Raw genomic sequence first — 18,348 nt, 5'->3', positions numbered from 1 at the left:
GGATGGAATGATGCGGATGCTTCATGCCACGCATAGGCAAACGTCTCACTCCATCCGCCTGCTTTTGGGGCGACATAGAGCGTTAACCATGGCGTACGGCCATTGTGTTTGGTTTTTCTGTGAAAATACTTCTGGCACAACCTGCGATAAACGCACGGCCACGAGGCGCTCCCAGTCCAATTGTGTTCGGTTTAATACGAAAATAAAAGTATCGGAAAATGCGCCGCAGACTGGATTTTGACAAAAAAAGACCCACCGCCCCAAAATAACGTTTCGTTTTTTTTGAAAAAGGGGAGACATTGGATAGGATTTAATTGCACGCTATATCCTAACTGCTGGATATATTGCACGTACCGATCCAACGGGTTTTTCTTGGACGTCTCATCGCCTAGTGAGACGTCTATTTCTTGGTATGACCTTTTCTCCCGCATCAGGGCATGGAGGATTCGAATCAGCAAATGTGCGGTGGCGACGTTTGCTTTTTTATCTCCCCGTCTCTTACGAATTCGTCGAAAGAATTGGCCGATCCGGTTCGATGAGCGAGAGTTCGCCCAAGCCGCCTGGCACAAGGCCCCTTTCAGATGCTTGTTCCCTTGCATCGTTTTTGACTTTTTTCGCTTTCCTGCGCTTTCGTTGTTACCCGGACACACCCCCGCCCATGAAGCAAACTGCGCATCACTCGGGAACATTTCCGCGACATGCGGCCCCACTTCTGCAAAGATGGTCACGGCAGATGTCCGCTCAATTCCTGGAATGGAGTCCATTTGTTCAATCCTCTCCAGGTAGGGTTCTGCCTTCGCCTCGATTCGAGCTTCCAGTTCCGTGATCCGTTTCTCCAAATAGACCAAGTGGTCCCAGTGGTCTCGAATCATCTCCCGATGATGACGGCGCAACTTGCCATTGAGCGCGTCTAGTAGCTGCGGAACTTTCTTTTTTAAACGGGTTTTGACCAGGTTTTTAACGGTCACTTCGTCTACGACCTCGCCGTCCATGATCTTCTGGAGCAGGCCCCGTCCCGAAACCCCATATAGATCGGACATAAAGGTGGTTAGCTTGATGTTGGCATCCTGCAGGATTTTGTGGATGCGGTTTTTCTCCGCCGTCACCGCCTGCACCATCTTACTCCGGTAACGGGTCAAATCTCGCAAATCCCGGATGTCCTGTTCTGGCACCATACTGCCTTCAATGAGCCCGCAACGGTGCAATTGCGCTAACCAGCGCGCATCTTGCATGTCACTTTTTCGACCCGGCATATTCTTTACCCGCTGGGCGTTGGCCAAGACAAGATCACAACTGCCCTCTAAGATGTTCCATACCGGTTTCCAAAACACGCCGGTACTCTCCATCACCACCTCCCGGCACCCGTGTTCACTCAGCCAATCTTGCAGGCCTAGCAATTCTCGGGTTGTCGTCCCAAAGGTTTTCAGGTGACATTGTGGTTTCTGTTCGATCGGTCCTTTCAACACGCAGGCCACAACGGTTTCCTGGTGTACGTCTAGACCGGCGCAACACATACGTACAGCATCCATTCCAATCATCCTCCATCGTCAGCTTACAAATCATGCGCTCGAGTGAGTGTAATTTAATACACGTACTTTTTGGGGGGTTACAATAGGCGATGCTCGAAAAGCGCAATAGAACGGTTTTTCGCACGGGGTGTATCCCAGTAACCGCGTCCGCCCTTTGATTTGTATATGTAGTGTTGACGACTACAGCATCTTTTAGAATGGATGCGACGGATGCCACCCACTTATTTTCATTCCTGGGGGTGACAAGGCCTCTGCCTTGTCATGCCTGTTTTTCGATTACATTCGGCTTACGCGGTGCCCCCAGTCCAATTATGTTCGGTTTTCCGTTTACAATTCGGCCTACGCGGCGCACCCGGTCCAATTGTGTTCGGTTTTCCGATTACATTCGGCTTACGCTACCCACCCGGTCTAATTGTGTTCGGTTTTCCGTTAATATTTGTTAAGAGATGAACAGACGACGTTCTGTTTTTAGGCGCGCTGCTCATTTTCATGCTGGAGTTGTGACTTGAAAGACATGTTTGTTTTCGCATACATTCGGTCCATGCACCCCGCGCACGCCCATTGTGTTCGGTTTTTCTCATACATTCCCCCTTTGCCGCCGAGATCAGGAATCCCCTGCTCTGTCCCGGCGCAGCCTTCCCATAACGATCGTATTATAGAATTGTCCGTTGGCCAAACGCTTGTCTCTGCGCAGGACTCCTTCGACCTCGAAGCCCAGCCTCCCGTACAGCTTGATTGCCTTGTCATTGGTCTCCAGTACCTTCAGGCTCAGCTTCTCAAGGCCTATTGCGTCTGCCCAACTGGCTGCCTGCGCAAGCAGGCTCCGGCCCATCCCGTAGCCCCAGAACTCCTGAAGCACGCCCACACCAAATTCAGCCTGGTGCGCCAGTCTGCTAAGTTCATTCCCTTGACATCTGGCGAATCCCGCCAGCCTGCCCTGAACGTCAGCCACCAGGAACAGGTTCCTGCTGCTAACGGTATCCGCCGCTATAAGCGCTGAGAACTCTGCCGGGCCCATCCATCCCTCACCCTGTACCCGGTCCAAATTCTCGGTCTCCCCGTCGACCTGCAGCCTGAGAGCTGACAACTGTTCAGCATCCTGCGCCACTGCGGACCTGATAATATAGCTTAATCCCTTGATTTCATAGGTTTGTGCCTTAATAATCATTTTTTTCTCCTCCTGAATCTTTGGCTGGCCTAGTTAGCCTCACGCATTTCAGCTTACACTTGCTTATCCAGCTTAGCATTTACATTTGGAAAATCCAGGGGTATAATTCCCCTGTCTGATTCAGGCTGGAACTTTGCTCCGGCCAGGAATCCTTCAAAATACATAAAGCTGGTGATTATACATTGTCCAGAGGTATCAGACCCATGGGACCCGGAGGGTCCGGGTTCGGCAAGCTAAAGTTCAACGACGATGAGGCGAAGCCCAATCTGTCCAAAGCTCTGCTGCTCCGTATCGTTAAATATTTCCTGCCCTACTGGAAGCAGACCGTGCTGGTAATGCTCGTGCTGTGCATTTCCGCAGTACTGGGACTGCTTCCTCCCCTCCTGATTCAGCAGATCATTGACCGGGCGCTCCCCGGGAAGAATCTGCAGCTGCTTGTCCTGCTTGTTGCTGCCTCACTGGCTACAACGGTAGTATCCGGCCTGCTGGGGGTGCTGCAGAATTATTTGAACTCTTTTATCTCCCAAAATATTGTCCATGATATGAAAAACCAGATGTACCGCCATCTGCAGGGGATGCCGCTGCAGTTCTTCTCAGGCGTCAAGCAAGGGGAAGTTATTACCCGGATGACCAGTGATATCGCCGGAATTCAGGGCGTGTTCAACAGCACCATTGTCAATTTTGCGAGCAACCTGTTCATTCTCATCTCCACAGCGGCAACCCTGTTCATTATGAACTGGAAGCTGGCGCTGCTCGGCATTCTCGTCGTCCCTCTATTCATTATGCCAACCCGCAAAATGGGAAATCTGCGCTGGAAGCTGGCCAAGGAAACCCAGGAGAAAATCTCGGAGCAAAATCAGATCATCGAGGAAACACTCAGTCTCAGCGGATATATGCTCATGAAGCTGTTCACCAGGGAAGACACTGAGCTGGCCGGCTTCAAAACAGTAAATGCCCAGGCAACGCGGCTGCAAATCCGGGAATCCATGGCCGGACGCTGGTTCATGCTGGTCCTCACCACCTTCACCAGTATCGGACCGATGCTGATTTATCTGTACGGGGGCTATTTATTTATCCAGGGAGAGCTGACGGTCGGGGCGATCATCACCTTTGTGGCCCTGCTCGGCAGACTATATAGTCCTGTCATGCAGATGACCAATCTCTATGTGGATGTAAACCGTTCGGTGGCGCTGTTTGAACGGATTTTTGACTATTTCGATATGGACCCGCTGATTGTGGATACTCCACTGGCTCTGCCAGAGAGCGCAGACGGTGAAGATATCGTCTTCGAGCAGGTAGACTTCTCCTACCACCCGGACAAACCGGCGCTGAGGGGGATTTCGTTCACGGCGGCTGCCGGATCACTGACCGCCCTCGTGGGACCCAGCGGAGCAGGCAAAACCACCATTACCAACCTCATCCCCCGGCTCTATGAGCTTCAGGCAGGCGTCATCCGTATAGGAGGCAAGGATATCCGTGAATTCACGCTGCATTCGCTCCGCTCGCAGATCGGCCTCGTCACCCAGGACACCTACCTGTTCAACGGAACGATCCGGGAGAATTTGCTCTACGCAAACGCCGGAGCCACGGAAGCCGAGCTGATTGCCGCCTGCGAAGCCGCCTATATTCATGATTTCATTATGAAGCTGCCCGAAGGCTACGGCACGGTGGTCGGCAACCGCGGAATTAAGCTGTCGGGCGGTGAGAAGCAGCGGATCTCCATTGCGCGTGTGCTGCTCAAGAATCCGCCGGTAATCATCATGGATGAAGCCACTTCCTCGCTGGACACAGTATCGGAGTACTATATCCAGCAGGCCATGCACGAGCTGCTGCGGGGGAAGACCAGTATTGTCATCGCCCACCGTCTCTCCACCATCCGCGCTGCCGATACTATTCTGGTTGTTCAGGACGGCATGATCGCAGAGTCCGGGCAACATGATACCCTGCTGGCACAGGACGGGCTATACAGGGATTTGTACAATAAGCAGTTTCAGGCCAGAGAATCCGAATTTTGACTTATATATAGCAAAAAGGGGTTCCCGGAGTGAGCCGCTGCTCCCGGGAATCCCTTGTTGAGTTGACGAGCCTCGTGCGAATTATCTCTTCGTCCGCAGCGGCTGAAGCTTGTCCATCCAGCCGCTGATTTGTTCAGCGGTTTCTGTCTGCCGCAACAGCCCGTTATATTCGTCCACATATCCGCCATCCCCGGCAAACTGGCCTGCCCATTCATAGAACTCAGCGAACCGGCTCAGCGCAACACTGCGCTGTCCGAGAACCAGGTAAGCATTCAATAGCTGCTCTAACGTCTGCTCTGAAGGATCATTTTTGTACTCCTGCTCGCTTAACTGCAGCTGATCCTGCGCATACTGCCGGGTGAGAAGCTTGTCGGGTACATAGTTACTCCCATTCAATTGATAGATCCCCATCAGCGCCGGACCCAGCGGGGATTGGCCCGAATACGGGCTGGCCAGCAGATCCTCGCTCCCGTCCTGATCTACATCCTCATAGTTCACGCTGAAGTCATCATTCACGGTGACCTGCATCTCTCCGTCGATCTCCTCGACCACAATGGAGGCGAATTCGGGACGGTTGTCCGTCAGAGTGAACAGGAACGTGTTCCGGTTATTCTGCACCACCGCTTCCGCCCAGAGCTCCTCTTCCTCATTCCAAATGTCCCCGCCTTCCAGGGTCAGTCCGGCCTGCTTGCTGTCAAAGACCATCTTCCCCTCTTTGACAATCGCAAACTGCGTATACTTGAAATCTCCCTTGTTCCAGTAATAGACCTGAAAGATTTGCCCGTTCAATTGAACCGCATCCATATGTACGTAACCTGAGTATTGATCCGCTATTTCAGGCGACACCTCCGCGAGCGCCGCGGCAGCCATGTCTTCCTCCAGCTTCTCCTTAGCTGCTGACGGGTCTGCTACTGAAGACGAGTGCGGCGCCGCTGCGGGATCGGCTGATCCGCTGCCTCCTGTGCCTGAGCAACCCGCTATTATTGCTAATGCTATCAATAAGCTTATAATTCGCATGTGAACCTCCTAATAGTCAGGATAAGATGACTTCTGAGCGTACTTCGCAAAAAACCAGCTTCGGAAGCCTATATCCAGTTGTGTACGTTCAGGTTATTCCTCCAGTCTTGCATGAAGCTCAGCCACTTCTTCCAGGGTCAGCCGCCTCCATTGTCCCCGTTCCAGCCCTGTGAGGGTGAGATGCATAATCCGTACACGCTCCAGCCGAAGTACGCGGTAGCCCAGCGCTTTGCACATGCGGCGGATCTGCAGGTTCAGTCCCTGGGTCAGAATGATGGAGAACTCATGCTCCGAGATCCGGCGGGTGAGGCAGGGCCTGGTCCGGGTCTCCAGAATATCTACCCCTGCTGACATCTCCTCTAAAAAACCTTCCGTAATCTGCTTGTCCACCGTAACCGTATACTCCTTCTCATGACTATGCTCGGAGCGCATCATCCGGTTCACAATCGACCCGTCATTGGTCATGAGAATCAGTCCTTCCGAGTGCTTGTCCAATCTGCCGACGGCAAAGATCCGGGAGGGATAATTGACATAATCCACAATGTTCCCTTCCACCTCCCGGGCCGCTGTACAGGTGATGCCTACCGGCTTATTAAGCGCCAGATAGACCCGCTCCCCCCGGTCAGGAGTTAGTATGATCCCATCCACAGCCACAGTATCCCCCGGCTCAACGATTGCCCCGGGTGCACAGGCCTGCCCGTTAATGGTGATCCGGCCCGCTGCAAGCAGCCGGCCGGTCTCTCTGCGCGGATAGACCCCTGTCTCACTTATATACTTGTCAATTCTCATGAAGTACCCGCTTTCATGCCCTACATATTAAAGAACACCTGATTCACATACAAATCAGATGTTGCCCAAACATATAACCCTATATTTTGAACTCCTTTATGGTCACATGCCGCCTTATTTACTGCCTCCGGTTTTGCTGCTGCCGCTGTTGCCCTTGACAGGCTTGGCTCCTTTGGTGCCGGGGCTTCCGGGAGGTCCGCTTTTTGCCGGCTTCACGGGCTTCGCCGTCTTGTTCCAGCGGGTCCAGCCCTTGCTGCCTGTTCCTCTGCCTGTGCCGCCGCCTTTGCTTTTTGCCACAATATCACTCCGTCAGTATTCAGTTATCGTCAATCATTTCTCTATCTTACCATTATTTCGAGGGTAATGTCAGGTAAAACTGCAAACAGCCTGCACGGAGAACATCCGGCAGGCTGTATACAGGGAATCCATCAACGGGGACAACTGCTTATTTGGGCTGAATATATCCTTCGGCCTTAAGCAGTTCAGCGATCAGCACCGCACCGCCGGCAGCCCCTCTTACCGTGTTGTGGGACAGGCTGACGAATTTGTAATCGTACAGTGAATCTTCGCGCAGACGTCCTGCAGAGATCCCCATGCCATTCTCAATATCGCGGTCCAGGCGGGTCTGCGGACGGTTCTCTTCTTCAAAATAAGTGATGAACTGCTTAGGCGCGCTTGGCAGTCCAAGCTGCTGCGGACGCCCCTGGAAGCTGTTCCAGCGTTCCAGAATCTCTTCTCTGGATGGCTTCTGCTCGAAGGAGGCGAATACAGCCGCCATGTGGCCGTCAGCCACAGGCACACGGATACACTGTGTTGTGATAACTGGCTGCTCACTTTTGACAATTCCTTCACTGGTTACCTTCCCCCAGATCCGCAGCGGCTCCTGCTCGCTCTTCTCTTCTTCGCCGCCGATGTAAGGAATCACGTTATCGACCATATCCGGCCAGTCCGTGAAGGTTTTGCCTGCACCTGAAATGGCCTGATAAGTGGTTACAACTACCTTGGACGGCTTGAAACCATGAAGCGCATGCAGGGTCGGCATATAGCTCTGAATGGAACAGTTAGGTTTCACGGCGATGAATCCGGTCTCTGTACCCAGACGTTTGCGCTGCTGGGCAATCACCTCAAGATGCTCCGGGTTGATCTCAGGAATCACCATCGGAACATCGGGAGTCCAGCGGTGCGCCGAGTTATTGGAAATGACCGGAGTTCCGGTGCGTGCATAGGCTTCTTCGAGCGCCTTGATCTCCTCTTTCTTCATATCTACGGCGCAGAAAATCAGATCCACCTCCGCAGACACTTCCTCCACCTTGGAGGCGTCCTGAACCATGATCCCTTTGACCGCCTCGGGCATAGGTGTGGACAGCTTCCATCTGCCCTGGACAGACTCCTCATAGGACTTGCCTGCCGAATTGGCGCTAGCTGCAATAGCCGTTACCTGAAACCACGGATGATTCTCAAGAAGTGCAATGAAACGCTGGCCGACCATACCGGTACCGCCAACAATACCTGCTCTGAGCTTCCTTGACATAAGAAATTCATTTCCTTTCAAGCAGCGCCTAGCGAAAGGTGCTTTTTAATAACCGATTATAAATGATAGTTGCATGTTACACAATATGTGATTATAAAGTAAGTGTTTCCTGTACGATAAAATTATCGGGCCGTTCCCAGCCGTTTGGCCAGCTCTCCCAGATCCTGGCCCTTCAGCGCACCCTCCACCAGGACAGGCAGCAGGGCCGGAGTGCAGGCGAAGCAAGGGGTTCCATCCCGGGTGAGCTGGGCGGCCAGCCGTTCATCGTAGGACGGTTTGCCTTCATCCGACAAGGCCAGCAGCGTCATGGTCCGCACGCCGGATTCCCGCAGCTCGCGCATCCGCCGGACCAGTCCGGCCTGATTGCCGTTCTCATACAGGTCCGATACGATGATGAACAGTGTCTTCTTCGGCTCTTCGATGAACTGCTCGCAGTATTTCACGGACTTATGGATATCCGTACCGCCGCCAAGCTGAATGCCAAAGAGCATATCTACAGGATCATTCGCGCATTGCTCCGTCAGATCCACCACCTCGGTGTCAAACGCCACGACCCGCGTGTCCAGCGCCGGAATACTGGCGAAGATCGAGCCGATCACCGAAGCCCAGATCACGGAGCTGGCCATCGAGCCGCTCTGGTCAATGTCTACGATCACGGTCCATTCCTTGCTGCGGCGGGCGCGGTCGAAATAGAAGAAGCGCTCGGGGATAATGATCCGCCGCTCCGCATCGTAATGCTTCAGGTTACGCTCGATCGTCCGCTTCCAGTCCAGCCCGCTGAGCGACGGCAGCGGGGAATGCTGCCGTTTGTTGAGCGCTCCGGTCACTGCACGGCGGATATCGGTCTCCAGCAGCTTGACCAGCTCATCTACGAGAGCCTGGACGAGCATTCTTGCCGTTTCTTTTGTTTTCTCCGGGATTTTGCCCTTGAGTGCCAGCAGGGTACCCACGAGCTGGATATCCGGCTTCACCGCCGCCAGCAGCTCCGGCTCGAAGAGCAGCTGCTTCCAGCCTCTGCGCTCCATCGCGTCGTTCTGAATGACAGAGACGACGTCCTCCGGGAAGAAGTTACGCACATCGCCGAGCCACTTGGACAGATTAATCGCAGCATGTCCGGAGCCCGCCCCTCTCCCCTTCGAGCCGGAACCGGAATTCCCGCCAGCATTGCCTGAGCCGGTCTCATTATAGATAGCCGCCAGCGCCGCATCCATAATCAGCTCTTCCTCGCTCAGCGTCCGGCCTCCGCCTTGCCCATAGCCGGGCAAGGCCGCTTCAGCCTCCTGCCCCAGAATCAGCCGCCAGCGTGTAACGGCTGCGTCCTGGTTATCATCCTTCAGCTTCTCGTCCCCCATCTACAGATCACCGAAGTCAAAATCATTCAGATCATCCAGCATCTTGGCTTCCTCCTCCTTCAGTTCACCTGTCAGAATCTCGGCCGCCTGCTCTGTGTTCACGCCCCACAGCTCACCCAGCAGCTCCGAGATCATCGTCTTCTCGCGCGGGGAAAAGGTGCTGAACGCCCGGCGCAAAAAGACCAGGGCACGCTTGAATTCCTCATCCTCCAAGGCATTGATATAATCGTTCAACTGCTCCCACAGGCTCATCCGGGATAACAGCCCGTAGCGGTTGCGCATGGACAGGCCTTCGAACCAGCCTGCCCCCAGATCTGCCGGTATACCGGGAGACAAGCGGCGCGACACCTCAGCCGCGACCTCCCCGGCAGGAATCGCCGCCCGCTCCATCAGGATCGCACAGGCGAAGCCCGACAGCCGCGGGTTGCGGTCATCCCGCTGAGCCAGCTGCAGCAGCTCCTGCAGCCACAGGGCCGTGTCTGCAATCTCACTATGCTCCAGTGAGATTGTATTCAAGTCGTTCATCGCGCTGATCATTAGCGCAGCCGCTTCATCATTGCAGCCGCTGGCATCCAGCAGGAACAGGCAGCCCCGGCGGAACAGCTCTTCCAGCAGCGGTATGAACGGAGCCGTATCCACCTTGCGGATATCCCCATAGCCGATAATCTTGGCCAGCTCCCTTGCCGCTACCGCAATAGAGACCACATCCCGGCTGTCCACGGCAAGACTCTGCAGCACCCGGCTGCTCTCTTCCATCTGTGCGGTCATGGCGCATTCACAGGCGGTGACGATCAGTGCCGAGGCCTCGGTAATCGTACGGCATTCCAGCAGCTTCTCCCGCAGCACATAAGCTGCGGCTACCTCAATCGTCTCCCCCAGCAGGGTAGACTCCACGACCTCTATCTCCACCTCCGGCGACCACTGGACCCTCCAGTGCTCCGCCCAGGTCGCCCCGGACTGGCTGCTCGGCACCTTCCGGGCGAAGTGGATGCCCAGCAGCTCCAGCCGGTGGAACAGCACGGAGCGGTGCAGATCCAGGTAAGCCGCTTCGCTGCTCGTCACCCGGCGGTTCTCACGCAGGTCCAGAGCCAGGTCGCTCGCTACCGTCGATTTGTACTTCTCCAGCTTGTAGCGCTTCAGCAGCCGGTTCAGGTCATCCTGAATCGGCGTCTGACTGACGCCATCGGCCAGGCTCCCGATGTTCGTACCCACATCGATCCGTGCCAGCGAATCGGCGATAACAGCCAGATCACCGTGCCCGAGCAAGGTCTGCGCAGCATCGCGCAGATCGCGCAGCGTAGGTGCGCTTCCGCCGTGCAGCGCGGCCAGTGATTCGGCCAGTCTCACCGCCTCAATCACTTCGGCGGTGGAGCGGTGTGTCCCGGAGCCGCGTACCTGGCGGGCGACGGAGGACAGATAGAGATGGGGCAGCTCTTCTGCACGCCCCGATGCCATCAGCTCCCACATCATCTGGAAGTAATGCGGAGCGGCGTTGCCTGCGCCGTAGCCGGACATGGTGGAGAGCTTATAATAGGAATAAGGCATCAGCGTCAGCTTGGTGGCGCGTGAGGGCAGTGACGCCAGCTCCGCATCGCTCATCACATCCGTGAGATCGGCCAGCGCAGCGGCATGATAAGCGCCGCAGATCACGACAATCTTCTCCGGCTGATGGCCCTCCTCAATCTTCCGCTGAATCTGCCGCCGCATATAGGATTCACGCAGGGCATTGTAGGCATATTCACGCGGCTGCTCCGAGCGCTCTTTGGACTCCGACAGCTCGCGCATGTGAGCAGAGAATGCCAGAATAGCGGCACGGTAGGCTCCGCTGCTGGCGTTATGCTCGTAGTTGCGTTCCCAGTACATATCATAGTCATGCTCACCGGCAAGCCGGGCAATCCGGCTATAGACGGACTCGGGCTCCTGCACATCCTCCTCCGCCGGTTCGCCTTGCTCATCAGCCACAGGCTTCAGCTCTGGGCGGCCGCCGGTTTCCTGCCGTAAGGCGTCCTGTAAGCCCAGGGTTACAGAGGAAGGCAGATCTATGAATTCCGCCTCCGCCCCATGCTCCTGCGCCCATTTCATTCCCTGATATTCCGGGGAATAGACGGCGAACGGCCAGAGTACAGTCCGTACAGGCAGATCTTCGGTGAAGGCCAGTATCGCTACCGGCGGTTTCGTTACGGCATGGGTCAGATGACGGATCTCTGCACTTGCATCGCCGGGTCCTTCAATCAGCACGGCGGTCGGCTGCAGTTCGTTCAGGTATTCCAGCACATGCCTGGCACCGCCCGGAGACAGATGCCTGACCCCGAATATATGAACGCCGGCAACCGTTGCCCCACTCACTCGTTCATCTCCTTGCAGGCATGATAGAGTCCGCGCCAGTCCGCTCCTTTTTTCTTCATTACATTATCCAGATATTCCTTCCAGACCAGCTTATCCTTATCGTCATCCTTAACGATGGCCCCCTGAAGTCCAGCAGCCAGATCCCCGTCGGTCAATTCTCCGCTGCCGAAGCTGGCGGCCAGGGCCATACTGTTCGTAAGCAGAGAGATCGCCTCTGCCGTGGAGATGACACCGGCTGGAGTCTTGACCTTCTCCTTCTTGTCAAGAGTCATGCCGCTGCGAAGCTCGCGGAAGATCGTCACTACTTTCAGCAGGGCTTCATCCGCCGGAACCGCAGCCTGCAGCTCATATGATGAGGCAATCTCAGCAACACGCTTCTTCACAATTGACAGCTCGGTCTCCAGATCGGAGGGTGCAGGCAGCACGATGATGTTGAACCGCCGCTTCAGAGCAGCGGACATCTCATTGACCCCGCGGTCCCGCGTATTGGCAGTGGCAATAATCGAGAAGCCTTTGCGGGCACTGGTCTCCTTGCCCAGCTCCGGCACAGAGATCGTCTTCTCCGACAGAATCGAGATCAGCGCATCCTGCACCTCGGAGGCACAGCGGGAGATTTCTTCAAACCGGGCAATGCCGCCGTCCTCCATCGCCCGCATAATAGGGCTCTTCACCAGCGCCTCCGGCGTTGGACCGTTCGCCAGGAGCATGGCATAGTTCCAGGAATAGCGTACATGCTCTTCGCTCGTTCCCGCTGTTCCCTGCACAACCATGCCCGAGTTGCCGTAGATAGCCGCCGCCAGATTCTCGGACAGCCAGGATTTCGCCGTCCCCGGCTCCCCGATCAGGAGCAGTGCCCGGTCAGTGACCAGCGTAGCGACCGCCATCTCGATCAGCCGGGTATTGCCGATATATTTCGGGGTAATGACCGTCTTGCCCGCCATCCCGCCTGCGATGAAGGTCAGCACGGAGCGCGGGGACATCTGCCATCCGGCAGGAATACGCCCGGTATCCTCCTTGCGCAAGGCTTCCAGCTCATCCCGGTACAGGACCTCGGCCGGCAGACGCATGTAATCCTGGAGCTGTTCTTGTTCTGTTGACATGTACACCTCTCCTTATCCTTAGATGAAACCGATTATTTACTTACTTGGCACTCTGCAGGCTGTTCAGTACATACTCCAGTTGCTGCTTGCATTCATATCTATATTTAGGGACGACCGCTTCCAGACGGCTGGCGTAGTTGGCCGGGAAGCGCTCCATCAGTTTAACTAAATAGAATTCAAACGTATAAGGCGTATGCACATTATTATTCTCCAGGGCAGTCATCAGCAGTTCAAGCCGTTCCGGCTCCGGCACTCCCGCCCGTTCCAGACCTTTGAAGATATTAGGAATATAATCATAAGTACGCCGTTTATAAGGCTCCTTCAGCTTGCCAGCCAGATAATCGCGTACCCCTTGATGACCCGGGCGGGCAAAGGTGCCGGCCAGATTCACCGCATCCTGCTTGATGAACCAATCCAGCCAGCGGGGGTCCCAGTCTGCCGCAATCTCTTCGGAAGGCAGCAGATCTCTGCTGTACTGTCTGACTCCAGCAGCATCATACTCCACCTGATAATTTCTCCGGCGGATATCCACGGTCTGCTCCTCAATCGTGTGAATCAGCAATTGCGAGCGCTGAGCCGCATCCTTGGCCTCTTTGCCCACGAGCGCCTTCAGCTTATCCATAAAGGTTCCGCAGAACTGGTTGAACAGCTCCTTCGGACTCATAGTCTTCTGGGCGGCACGGAAATAATTCGGCAGGAATCGCGCGCTCCGCTTGTCCAGCGCCTCCAGCTCTGCAAGCGCGGTATTGTCCGGCGTATTCTCCTTGTACCAGGCTGCATGCTCAATGAGCGTAATCCAGCCCAGCGGAGAGAAACGGGCATATTCCTGAAGCACATAGCTGTAGATTTCATCCATCTGCGGACTCCGTTCGCGGCGAAGCGCGGTGATGAAGGGAAGCAGCTCATCCCATACCTTATCCGTCAGCTTCTTGTCGGCATTGTCCTGCGGGGCTGCCTTCAACTCCTCCATGAACAAAGCCGCCAGCCTGGTCGATACCTCCGCAACAGGCCAGCGCGCCAGCACAGCGGCCACCATCTCGCGGTCCTTCTTCTTGATGAACGCTTCCACCAGCCGTTCCCCGCCCTGCGCCGAACCTCCAGCCGCCAGCGCTGTGTAAGCCGCTTCACGGATAGCCTTCTTCTTATCCGTGGACCACTCCAGCAGATGATCCAGATATTGCTCGTAGCCCCCAAGGCACTTGATCGCCCCGGCACGGATCTCCTCGCTGCCATTCCCGGCGGCATGGAAGATCTGATCCAGATATTCGTCAGCGCCAACTCTGCTGATGACCTCAAGCTTGCGGACCTCGCTTCGTCCTCCTGTCAGATCGAGGCTCTCCAGCAAGTAACCCGCAATACCCGGCCCGTAGGAAGGCAGGATATTCGTCATCGCATACTCCGCAAGCTCCGAATAAGGGTCGCTCAAGGCAGAGACTGCGGGCGGCAGCAGGCGCAGATCCTGAAAGGCCCCTTCCTTATAGGCATCGACCACAATCTCATGCCTGCCGCTACCGGTTGTGCTGAGTGCCTCCAGCACCGGAGCAAGCTTCCGGTAAGGCTGCTTCGTGTGAAGTGTGAAATTCCGGACAGGCAAGGGTCCGGGAGTTCCATCCACGGCTATTGTCCCTTGCGTGTACAGCACCGATTCCAGCAGCAGGGTATGCTCCTGCAATTGAACGCCCGGTGCAGGTCCGTCAGAGCTGGCTGGTTCAAGCAGCGCAGCAATACCCTCACCGATTTTTTTGAAGACCGGAGACCGCTCCCCGAGCTGCTGGAACTGTGGAAGCAGACGCTTCAGGCGGAAATCTCCTGCCGCAAGCTCGCTGCCTGCAATATACAGTCTTCTATACTCCTGATGCAGCTCTTGTAATAACGCTGTGCTCATGGACTGTCCTCCCCTATGAATAAAGTTAATGGATGTAGTTGAAGTACTCTAGTACAACAGACGGATCATCTCTTCATCCTTAATGACGGTTAACGGCTGGGCACGCAGACGTCCCTGATCCAGATTATGCTCGAACATCACCAGAATATAGCAGTCCTCCCGGGCGGCAGCCGGCAGGAACGGCAGCAGCTCTACCGTCCCCTGCGGCACGGACGGGAGATCCTCCAGGAGCAGACGGGTGCCTTCTTCGTCCGTCATGACATACTGGCCGTTCTCCGTAACGCCCAGAGTCGCGGCATGCAGCAGCATCACCGGCTGCTTGTCACTCAGCGGGTTCTTGATCTGGTTCTTCACTTTCTTGACGGCTTCAGTGTAAGAACGGTGCGCCTGAGCGGCAGCCCGCTGCAGATCTGTGCCCTGCACCTGCCTTGGAGTCACGGCCTCGTAACGAATCCGCGCATTCATCTCCCCGGGATAAGTGTAGAGCTGAGGGACCACAGCAACCTCAAAGTAGCTGTCTTCCTCCCGCATCAGCTTGGCCGCCTTGTAAGGGCGGTAGTTGAACGTCCGGTGAATCCCCCCGCCTTCCGCAGACAGGTCCAGCCAGTAGCCCATGTCTACGAACTCCAGGCGGGCCGCATCATTGAAGCTGTAGAAGGCCAGCTGCAGCAGTTCGGCCCCTTCCTTCACCAGCCCGTATTCCTTCAGCTCGCTTAGCTGCCAGGCATGTCCCAGCCATTCATCAATGGTCGATTCATGATCCAGAGCCAGCTCCGGGTCCTCGCTCCGGGCCTGGAGGTACGCCCGGCCCTTCTTAATAAATGCGTGAAGCCGTGTCAGCTGCTCCATCGCATATGTATAGTTCTGCTCCTGATCCTTACCGCCGAACATCAGGTTCGAGAAGCGGCGCAGTTCAATCTGCGCGCCGGACAGGTAATAGTTCCCGAGCTGCTTCACATGCTCTTGAATGGTCTTCACTGCAGAGCGGTCCATCGTCGATAAGCCGCCCCGGACGAACGAGAGCACCAGCTTCTCCAGCAGATCAAGCCCTTCGAGCTGTGCGGTGATTTTTTTCTTCAGGGCAGATTTGTTAACCTTCTTAGGCTTGGGCTCTACTCCTTCAGCTGCCTGCTTCACTTTGTTCTCTTCCCGTTTCTCTGCCTTCTCCCGCTTGGAAGCGATGTCTTCAGGCACCGGTGCAGCCGTGAACGTCTGCCCTTCGGTATAGGCATAGAGCAGACCTAACGCGTGCTTGCAGGGGAATTGGCGGCTGGGGCAGGTGCAGCGGAATACCGGAATGTCTGCTGCGATGAAATCCACTGAACACTCATAGGGCGTTTTTCCGCTCCCGGCACATTTTCCGAACAGCAGCTCTCCGTTCTCCGATTGATGAAGCTCCACGAAGCTCTTTTTGCGGACCAGCCCTTGGCCGTTCTTGATGGCAGCAGCGTTGGGTGCAAGTGAATCGACGTAAGTGGATGTAAGCTCTGGCAAATTAGATTCCTCCCGGCTGAATTAGGATATATGCAGAATAAATAAGAGTGCAGATGGGACACATTAATCTATTACCCAACTTTACCTGAAAAGATCACATGATAAGATCACATGTTTGCATTTATATTAGCAAATCTGCCCGGCCGATCCAATGCTGCAGCCCCATTCACGCCAAAAACAGTTAAAAGGTCCTATATAACAAAAAACGGCAGCCATCTAATGACAGCCCCGTTCCTATAACCGCACAGCGTTATTCTATTTGAACCAGCCCTTCTCCTTAAACCGCGTAATCGCCTCAATCCGGTTGCCCACATCCAGCTTGTCCAGAATGACCGAGATGTAGTTGCGGACCGTACCGGTGGTGATATAGAGCTGGCTGGCGATTTCCTTCGTGTTCTTGCCGTCTGCGATCAGCCCCAGCACTTCCTTCTCCCGCTGGGTCAGCGGGTTCGCTTCCTGGCTGTAAGCCTCGTCCATCAGCTCCGGCGCATACATCCGTTTGCCGTCCATCACACTGCGGATCGACAGAGCCAGTTCTTCGCTGGGACTGTCCTTGAGCAGATAGGCATTTACTCCGGCTTTGACCGCCCGCTCGAAATAGCCTGCCCGGGCAAAGGTGGTGAGGATCATGATTTTGCAGCCTGCTCCTTTGAGCGCTTCCGCAGCTTCCAGTCCCGTCATGGCAGGCATCTCAATATCCATAATACAGATATCCGGCTGATGCTGCCTTACCAGCTTCACCGCCTCTTCCCCGTTGCCGGCCCTGCCGACCACCTGCATATCTTCCTCCAGGTCCAGCAGGGCCGCAAGCGCCCCGAGCAGCATCCGCTGATCTTCGGCAATCACTATCTTAATCATTACACGGTAACCTCCATTTCGCGCAGCGGTGCAACATTGGGCACCTTAATGACCAGCGTCGTCCCTTCATCATGTACCACTTCCATAGACCCGTTGACGAATTCAAGCCGCTCCCTCATTCCCTGCAGGCCATGCCCTTTGGTATAGAGATGGCTTCCCTCAATCCCCGTGCCGTTATCCTTCACCTTAATCACCAGGTCTGTCCGGGAAGGCTCAATCTGGATCAGGCAGAGCGAGGCGCCGCTATGCTTCACCACATTGTTCACGGCCTCCTTCATACACATGCTCAGCACATTCTCGGTAATCAGCGAGGTATTGGTCAGAACGGGATCACCCTCCAGCATATAACCGATCTCCGCCGCCTGGAGGAGTTGCCGGATGCGTACCAGCTCATCTTCCACCCGGATGCCCCGCATCTGTGTGATCATCTCCCGGACTTCCTTAAGCGCGCTGCGTGCGGTTACGCGGACATCGTTAATTTCGATGATGGCCTGTGCCGGATTCTTGGTGATCAGCTTGCCCGCCAGGTCGCTCTTCAGTCCGATCAGTGACAGCCGTTGTCCCAGCGTATCATGCAGATCACGGGAGATCCGCTGGCGCTCTTCCATAATAACCAGCTCGGAGATCCGTTTGTTGGCATCCTCCAGCTGCCCTTGGAGCTTATCCTGGTTGTTCCGGTTATAGGTCGTGACGGGTAGCAGGACCACCGCAATGATACTGACCAGCACGAACGGCAGCTGCGAGACGAACACGGGATTACGCATAATCAGCTCATAGTTAATCGCTATAACGGTCGTCAACAGATGGATCGGATAGAGGGTGAAGAAGGCAGCCCTTTTCTGGATATTCCCGATAAAAAAAGCCAGAAACAGCGCAAAATACATATACCCGAACAGCACCGTCATTGTAACCGAGACCACCATCTGCACACTGGTCCAGAAATAGACCACCCAGCCCCGCGACTTGAACGCCAGCACGTAGCAGGCGAAGAAGACCATAATCATCAGAATCCCGTAGACCCAGCGGTTCGCCGAGGAGGAGCGGAAGATGAAATAGAACGGAAGAATGTAAAAAATAACCCACACATAAGGGCTCAGTCCAGTGCTTTTATGAAAAATATGATGCCACTTCTGCATGTTAGCCATCCTTTTTGCCAGCAAGTTTATACCCCCATTTTAACATAAACCATCACATAACCGGCAGTCTCGCCCGCCAGTCACCGCTTATATTTCAAAAAAGAAAGAGCAGACCCGGAAACCTGCTC

Annotated in this window: 14 protein-coding genes; 1 reads left to right on the top strand and 13 read right to left on the bottom strand. The window is 55.2% G+C overall.

Features of this window, described 5'->3' with window-relative positions:
- Positions 1–191 precede the first annotated feature (191 nt).
- Together KDC22_RS14185 and KDC22_RS14180 are read right to left on the bottom strand one after the other, a co-directional pair.
- A complete protein-coding gene (locus KDC22_RS14185; RefSeq protein WP_246553567.1) occupies positions 192–1,529 on the bottom strand; it encodes an IS110 family RNA-guided transposase in 1,338 nt (445 codons plus the stop codon).
- A gap of 604 nt (positions 1,530–2,133) precedes the next feature.
- Complete coding sequence (locus KDC22_RS14180; protein ID WP_211723492.1) at positions 2,134–2,697, bottom strand: GNAT family N-acetyltransferase; 564 nt, start codon at positions 2,695–2,697, stop codon at positions 2,134–2,136.
- A gap of 182 nt (positions 2,698–2,879) precedes the next feature.
- Here KDC22_RS14180 and KDC22_RS14175 point away from each other — a divergent pair, with 182 nt between their 5' ends.
- Positions 2,880–4,712, top strand: a complete 1,833-nt coding sequence (locus tag KDC22_RS14175; RefSeq protein WP_246553565.1) for an ABC transporter ATP-binding protein — start codon at positions 2,880–2,882, stop codon at positions 4,710–4,712.
- 81 nt (positions 4,713–4,793) lie between these two features.
- Here the strand turns inward: KDC22_RS14175 and KDC22_RS14170 are convergent, their stop codons facing one another.
- The 11 genes from KDC22_RS14170 to KDC22_RS14120 form a co-directional block, all read right to left on the bottom strand.
- Entirely contained in the window at positions 4,794–5,729 is a 936-nt protein-coding gene (locus KDC22_RS14170; protein WP_173126542.1) for a hypothetical protein, read from the bottom strand.
- Between the two features lie 93 nt (positions 5,730–5,822).
- Positions 5,823–6,518 (bottom strand): pseudouridine synthase, encoded by a 696-nt coding sequence (locus KDC22_RS14165; RefSeq protein ID WP_173126539.1) that lies wholly within the window; start codon positions 6,516–6,518, stop codon positions 5,823–5,825.
- A 114-nt stretch (positions 6,519–6,632) separates the two neighbouring features.
- A complete protein-coding gene (locus KDC22_RS14160) occupies positions 6,633–6,818 on the bottom strand; it encodes a DUF3934 family protein (protein WP_173127629.1) in 186 nt (61 codons plus the stop codon).
- Positions 6,819–6,963: 145 nt separating this feature from the next.
- Positions 6,964–8,049, bottom strand: a complete 1,086-nt coding sequence (gene asd / locus KDC22_RS14155) for an aspartate-semialdehyde dehydrogenase (RefSeq protein WP_211723491.1) — start codon at positions 8,047–8,049, stop codon at positions 6,964–6,966.
- A 122-nt stretch (positions 8,050–8,171) separates the two neighbouring features.
- A complete protein-coding gene (locus KDC22_RS14150; protein WP_211723490.1) occupies positions 8,172–9,401 on the bottom strand; it encodes a VWA domain-containing protein in 1,230 nt (409 codons plus the stop codon).
- Complete coding sequence (locus KDC22_RS14145; protein ID WP_211723489.1) at positions 9,402–11,747, bottom strand: DUF5682 family protein; 2,346 nt, start codon at positions 11,745–11,747, stop codon at positions 9,402–9,404.
- Positions 11,744–12,847, bottom strand: a complete 1,104-nt coding sequence (locus tag KDC22_RS14140; RefSeq protein WP_211723488.1) for an AAA family ATPase — start codon at positions 12,845–12,847, stop codon at positions 11,744–11,746. The genes KDC22_RS14145 and KDC22_RS14140 overlap by 4 nt, the downstream gene beginning before the upstream one ends.
- Positions 12,848–12,887: 40 nt before the next feature.
- Entirely contained in the window at positions 12,888–14,732 is a 1,845-nt protein-coding gene (locus KDC22_RS14135) for a HEAT repeat domain-containing protein (protein ID WP_211723487.1), read from the bottom strand.
- Positions 14,733–14,780: 48 nt separating this feature from the next.
- Positions 14,781–16,226 (bottom strand): SWIM zinc finger family protein, encoded by a 1,446-nt coding sequence (locus KDC22_RS14130; protein WP_211723486.1) that lies wholly within the window; start codon positions 16,224–16,226, stop codon positions 14,781–14,783.
- Positions 16,227–16,481: 255 nt separating this feature from the next.
- Complete coding sequence (locus KDC22_RS14125; RefSeq protein WP_173126519.1) at positions 16,482–17,084, bottom strand: response regulator transcription factor; 603 nt, start codon at positions 17,082–17,084, stop codon at positions 16,482–16,484.
- Positions 17,084–18,220 (bottom strand): sensor histidine kinase, encoded by a 1,137-nt coding sequence (locus KDC22_RS14120; protein ID WP_173127626.1) that lies wholly within the window; start codon positions 18,218–18,220, stop codon positions 17,084–17,086. The genes KDC22_RS14125 and KDC22_RS14120 overlap by 1 nt, the downstream gene beginning before the upstream one ends.
- Positions 18,221–18,348 lie beyond the last annotated feature (128 nt).

This window comes from Paenibacillus tritici, from assembly GCF_018207515.1.
Taxonomy (GTDB): domain Bacteria; phylum Bacillota; class Bacilli; order Paenibacillales; family Paenibacillaceae; genus Paenibacillus_AQ; species Paenibacillus_AQ tritici.
This window is presented reverse-complemented; position numbering and strand designations above follow the sequence as displayed.

Coding starts and splice junctions, on each gene's coding strand:
- KDC22_RS14185 (WP_246553567.1), bottom strand. CDS start 1,529: ATGGATGCTGTACGTATGTGTTGCGCCGGTCTAGACGTACACCAGGAA.
- KDC22_RS14180 (WP_211723492.1), bottom strand. CDS start 2,697: ATGATTATTAAGGCACAAACCTATGAAATCAAGGGATTAAGCTATATT.
- KDC22_RS14170 (WP_173126542.1), bottom strand. CDS start 5,729: ATGCGAATTATAAGCTTATTGATAGCATTAGCAATAATAGCGGGTTGC.
- KDC22_RS14165 (WP_173126539.1), bottom strand. CDS start 6,518: ATGAGAATTGACAAGTATATAAGTGAGACAGGGGTCTATCCGCGCAGA.
- asd (WP_211723491.1), bottom strand. CDS start 8,049: ATGTCAAGGAAGCTCAGAGCAGGTATTGTTGGCGGTACCGGTATGGTC.
- KDC22_RS14150 (WP_211723490.1), bottom strand. CDS start 9,401: ATGGGGGACGAGAAGCTGAAGGATGATAACCAGGACGCAGCCGTTACA.
- KDC22_RS14140 (WP_211723488.1), bottom strand. CDS start 12,847: ATGTCAACAGAACAAGAACAGCTCCAGGATTACATGCGTCTGCCGGCC.
- KDC22_RS14135 (WP_211723487.1), bottom strand. CDS start 14,732: ATGAGCACAGCGTTATTACAAGAGCTGCATCAGGAGTATAGAAGACTG.
- KDC22_RS14125 (WP_173126519.1), bottom strand. CDS start 17,084: ATGATTAAGATAGTGATTGCCGAAGATCAGCGGATGCTGCTCGGGGCG.
- KDC22_RS14120 (WP_173127626.1), bottom strand. CDS start 18,220: ATGCAGAAGTGGCATCATATTTTTCATAAAAGCACTGGACTGAGCCCT.